The 4,942-nt window shown below is 39.2% G+C and carries 2 protein-coding genes; one reads left to right on the forward strand and one right to left on the reverse strand.

Annotated features, from left to right (window positions below):
* Positions 1–181: 181 nt before the first annotated feature.
* Complete coding sequence (locus EPJ89_RS08650; RefSeq protein WP_200549543.1) at positions 182–3,283, reverse strand: polysaccharide lyase 8 family protein; 3,102 nt, start codon at positions 3,281–3,283, stop codon at positions 182–184.
* A gap of 229 nt (positions 3,284–3,512) precedes the next feature.
* Here EPJ89_RS08650 and EPJ89_RS08655 point away from each other — a divergent pair, with 229 nt between their 5' ends.
* Positions 3,513–4,790, forward strand: coding sequence for a M15 family metallopeptidase (locus EPJ89_RS08655; protein ID WP_161637173.1), 1,278 nt, complete (start codon positions 3,513–3,515; stop codon positions 4,788–4,790).
* Positions 4,791–4,942: the final 152 nt, after the last annotated feature.

The following is a 4,942-nucleotide window of genomic DNA, read 5'->3' on the forward strand; positions in this document are numbered from 1 at the left end:
TTCATCTTTGTCTCATAGCTATGCATAGTTCGTGTTCCCATATAAAAACCTCCTATATTGAACTATTTTACAATAATTCTCATACAAGAGGTTTTTTTCTTTAGTCCCACGGAACTAGGTCAGTTCCGTCTGACATCATGTCAGATTGAGATGTTTTTACGTTTTACTTGTTTCTTAGCAATTAAGAGTCTTTACGCTTAAAGAGTAAGCCAAGTCCAATAATCATAAACGCTGCAAAGGATCGTGGTTCTGAATGGATACCTGTTTTAGGAAGTGTATCGGATTCTTCGCGGTTACTTTCTGGTTTTTCAGTTGGTTTTGAAGGATCAATGTTTGGCTCTATTTCCACATCTGGTTTTCCTTCTTCAGGCTTTGTTTCAGGCTTTGTTTCAGGTTCTTCTTGGATTTCTTTGAGTTCAAGATGATCGTAGGAGGTTTGAAGTTGATCGCGGCCGTCTTCGAGATCTTCGGGGGTACGATCGGGATTATCAACGGTTTCTTGTACGCGTGATCGTGTTTCAACTAGATCATTACTAGAATCTTCAGTATAGAGATCTAAATCAAGAGCATCGATTGTTTTAAAGAGCGTACGAATCTCTGACACGACAGCATTTTCAAGTGCCTCTGTATCAAGGCGTAATTCGATAATGCTGGAGGCCCCTTCAAGATCTTTGGTATTGATTGTGAATTGGTTTCCATTTTGAGTGATGTTTGAATCCATCTTGGTTACAGATTTGTAGGGACGGGTAATGGTTACCTGAATTTCTTCCTCTACATGTTTTGGATCACTCACTGCAATGGTTAACGTACGGTTGTTTGTAATGTGTGCAGTAACGGATGCGGAACGGTCAACACCAATTCCTTCGAGATTGGCACCATCAACACCCCACACGTTCATTGCAAAGGTTGTATCTGTTTTGATTGCTTGAATTAAGTTGTTATTTTCAAGGATTTCGAGTGTGTTATTTTTAGCGAAGTCTTGAATTTGTGTTTCGGAACTGTTTGGAAGCATGACATACTCATAAGCATCACTGTCTGCGACTGTTCCATGGTTGATGCCCAATTTAAAGAAGTTTGAGCTGTATTCAATTTTGTCATCAAACATTAGGTTTTGATCTACAAATTTTCCACTGTGAACGGTATTACTGATTTCAACATCTGTTTCTGTTGGGAAGTAGTATCCAAAAGTTCCTTTGTCGCCGTTGTTGAGGGTAATGGTATCCCCTTTTTCAAGGCTTAGTTTTGGAGCGCTAATGGATGTTTCGTTGTGCTTGATTTGAGCATTGGCATCAACTTTTCTATTTTCAATTGTTGTTTCAATGGATGATGGGGATGTTCCTGTGATATTTGTTCCGAGTGCAACAATTGCATCATCTAAGAAGAACCATGATTTTTGAGCACGAAGGTCCATACCATTATTAAACGTATTTGTGTTGTAGTACATTCCTGCACTTCCTATTTTACCAGTTGATGAACCACCAACCCATGCTTGTTTGGATAGTTTTCGGTGGAGAGCTTTATTAGCTAATGGACGTGTATCAACGGTTGTTCCTGGAAGACGATATTTATCGACTGCGGCCCAGTAGGTACCATCATATTGATCAATGTCGTTATCTGTGTAAAGATAGAGCATACCACTTCCTGTATGCCATCCTTGCATGTTTTCGTTGTTTATGGATTCATAGTTTGAAATTCGTTTTGAGAACATGCTGAGTGCTGCGGTATAGTCGTGGTTACGATTTACAACGCGATCCATTGATCCATATATTTTCACATGTTGCGTTGATTCCAAGGTTTGGATGGATTCATCTTCAAAAATTTGTTTGGCTTTAACTAATGATTCGAAATCACGAGTACGACTAAAGTAATCGTGGTAACGATCTGATGCGATAATCCACTCTTTGAGGTGTTGTTTGTAAGTAGATTTTAGTGGTTCCGGTGCTGCATCTGCGATCAACATAATATTTGCGATACTTTCTTTTCCTGTATCAAACTCTTGTGCGGTTGGACTCATGTAAGGAGCGCGAGAAATGCTTCGACCATTAACCATTGACATCATTTTCCCTTTATACATAAGTGGAATGTATCCCTCATCAATCAGTGTATAGATATTTTGCATTGTTGCAGGATCCATAGCCCAAGGTGTGTCCGCGACAATCGATGCGATTTTCCCAATTCCCTTTACGAGGTCATTTCCGTAGGTACCAAGGTATGCAATATCTTTATGCTGTACAAGTGATCCATCTTTGTAAAGACCATCACCTGATGATACATATTGAACGACTTCCGGCATCTCTTGGTTTACATAATCAAGAAGTGAAGCATCTTGCTTCATGATCCCAACCCCTAAGAAAATTAGACCAACATCTGTTTTATTTGCACCTGTTGCTGGAGCACCATTGAGGAGCGTGGTGAGGTTTGTATTGTAGACTTCAATTCCTTTTAAATAACGGGTTATGTCCTCTTGGTCGATATAATCATTTACAATCGAGAGGATATCAAGAAGGCGCATTGGGATTCCAATTTGCCAATCCCACCAGTTTCCGTGAGTCGGAACGCTGAATGGACTTCCATACATTTGGTCGTTAATGAGAAAATCAAGTTGCGTCGAAATAAAGTTTAAGGTTGCTTCATCTTGATAATATTTACTTCCGTACGTTCCAAATGCAATCGCAATGGACTTTAGATTTGTAAATTGACGGGTGTTATGAGCAGCTACGGTTTTGTTGTCTTCATTAGCCCATGGGAATTCAGGATTTGGACTTTGGTCAAGTGTTGAGAATGCGTCATCTGCTTTTCCATCAACAACCTGAATATAATCTTGAATGTGTTTGTCATTGAGGTTGATGGATTCATCTCCAACAGCACGTTCTTGCCAGCGTGATTCCATCGTTATAAAGTGGGAATCAACCGCATCTTCAGTAATATCAATTGAGATGCTTTGAACGATTTCAGAAGTGTCTTTTGATTTAATGTTTACGGTTGTTTTCCCTTTTTTAAGGCCAAGGATAAGACCATTTTCTGATATCGATGCGATTGCGGCATCGGTAGTTTCAAATTGATAATGGCTATTTGGATCACTGAGAAGTGGCGTAACAAATTTACGATGTCCTTTTTGAATTGTAAGAGCCATTTCTTTTGAGTTTACCGGTTTACTTTCGGTATTAAAAAAAAGTGGTTGTTTCTCGATTAAAGATGTGGGTTCGTCTGCATGGATCAACAATGCATTGGAACTCATTACGAGCGCGAGCCCGGTACATAATAATGTTTTGGTGTGTTTCATGGTATCCTCCTTTTGAATACGCTTACAGATGAATTCTACATTTTACGGTGATGTTGGTCAATCGCTCCATTGAATTCTATAAGTGTTTGGTTGAAAAGTGAAAATGGGTTTTTAACGTTTTTTTTTTAATTAAATCAAGGAATGTCTAAAGCTAAAGTTTAGTTAGAAGTGGATATGGATGAAAGAAAATGAGATAATTAAAGTCAAGAGTGTGGCAAGGAGATTGTGTATGATTAAATGGATTCAAAAACATAAATATGGGGTGATGGGCGCAGCGCTTGTGGTTACCGTTTTGGGTTTAGCAGTAATGGCATACATGATGTCTGGTGCTGCGATTCGCATCGTTGATGGCAATGAATTCGTGGTTGAAGCAGATAGTGATGTAGCTTTATCGGTTGTCCACGATAAGATTATCGTGGATCCGAAGACATCTGAGTATGAAATGGTTGTGGTTTCGGATAAAGGGGAATTATCCATTCAAGACCATAATGATGCGATCATTCAAAGGCGAAAGCTTGAATTACAGCCCAAAGGTATTTTAGTAGAAGAAAATCTAAAATTGCGTGTCTATTTAAAAGAAAATCCGAAACGTGACGTCCTTTTGAAGATTAAAACTGAAGATACGAAAGCTCCCGAAATTATTATTACACATGATGGAACTACGATTAAGGGGAACGAACAATCAATTTCGATAGGAGCATCAAAGATTACTGCAGTCGCAAAGGATTATGCTTTTGGATCGTTAAGCGAATCTTTAAAGGTAAATGTGAAAGGCTCGATTGATTATGATGAACCCGGAACCTATGACATGATCTATAGTGTCGATGATAAGACAAACCAAGTTGAACGTAAATTGACCGTTCATGTGTTGAAAGAGCATGCTAATGATGTGGAGGAAGGGAAACCACATGATGTTGAAAATCCTACGGATTATGATAGTGGAACATCTGCAGTGGTGGATTCTCATTCAGAACTTGTTTTGGTAAATAAGCATCGATCATTATCACGGGATTTTTATCCAAACCTCAGTTATATTCCTGCGGATTATGCTGTCAGCGAGGGTTATGAGGCAACCCCTAATACGGTTTCATCATTTGTTAAGATGGTAGATGCTCTTTATGATGAAACGGGTTTGTGGTTGCTTGCTACTTCATCCTACCGAGGTTATGACTTCCAAGAAGAACTGTATACCAATTACGTTGCATCTCACGGCCAAGTTCAAGCGGATTTAATGTCGGCAAGACCGGGACATTCGGAACATCAAACGGGGCTCGTTATTGATGTGGTGACACCAGGTGGGAATATGTTTGCTTTTTCGGAGACCGAACAATCCACATGGGTGAATCGCAATGCTCATCGCTTTGGTTTTATTGTTCGTTATCAAGCGGGCAAAGAACATATAACAGGATATCAACCCGAAGCATGGCATTTGCGCTATGTTGGCAGCAATGCTGCGACTGAAATCTATAACAGTGGTTTAACGCTTGATGAATATTTAAATCAATAAAAAAAAGCCTATCACATTTAAGTGATTGAACCGAACCCCAAATCTTGAACAAAGATGAGGAGGTTCGGTTTTTATATGTCAAAGTTAACAAGAGAAGAGAAAATAGAAATATATACGTTAAGAAAGAACGGAAAAACAATTCCATCACTTTC

The organism is Erysipelothrix sp. strain 2 (EsS2-6-Brazil) (assembly GCF_016617625.1).
Lineage (GTDB): Bacteria > Bacillota_I > Bacilli_A > Erysipelotrichales > Erysipelotrichaceae > Erysipelothrix > Erysipelothrix piscisicarius.

What these genes read in the sequence shown, in the direction of transcription:
- EPJ89_RS08650 (WP_200549543.1), bottom strand. Translation starts at nt 3,283, where the DNA reads ATGAAACACACCAAAACATTATTATGTACCGGGCTCGCGCTCGTAATG.
- EPJ89_RS08655 (WP_161637173.1), top strand. Translation starts at nt 3,513, where the DNA reads ATGATTAAATGGATTCAAAAACATAAATATGGGGTGATGGGCGCAGCG.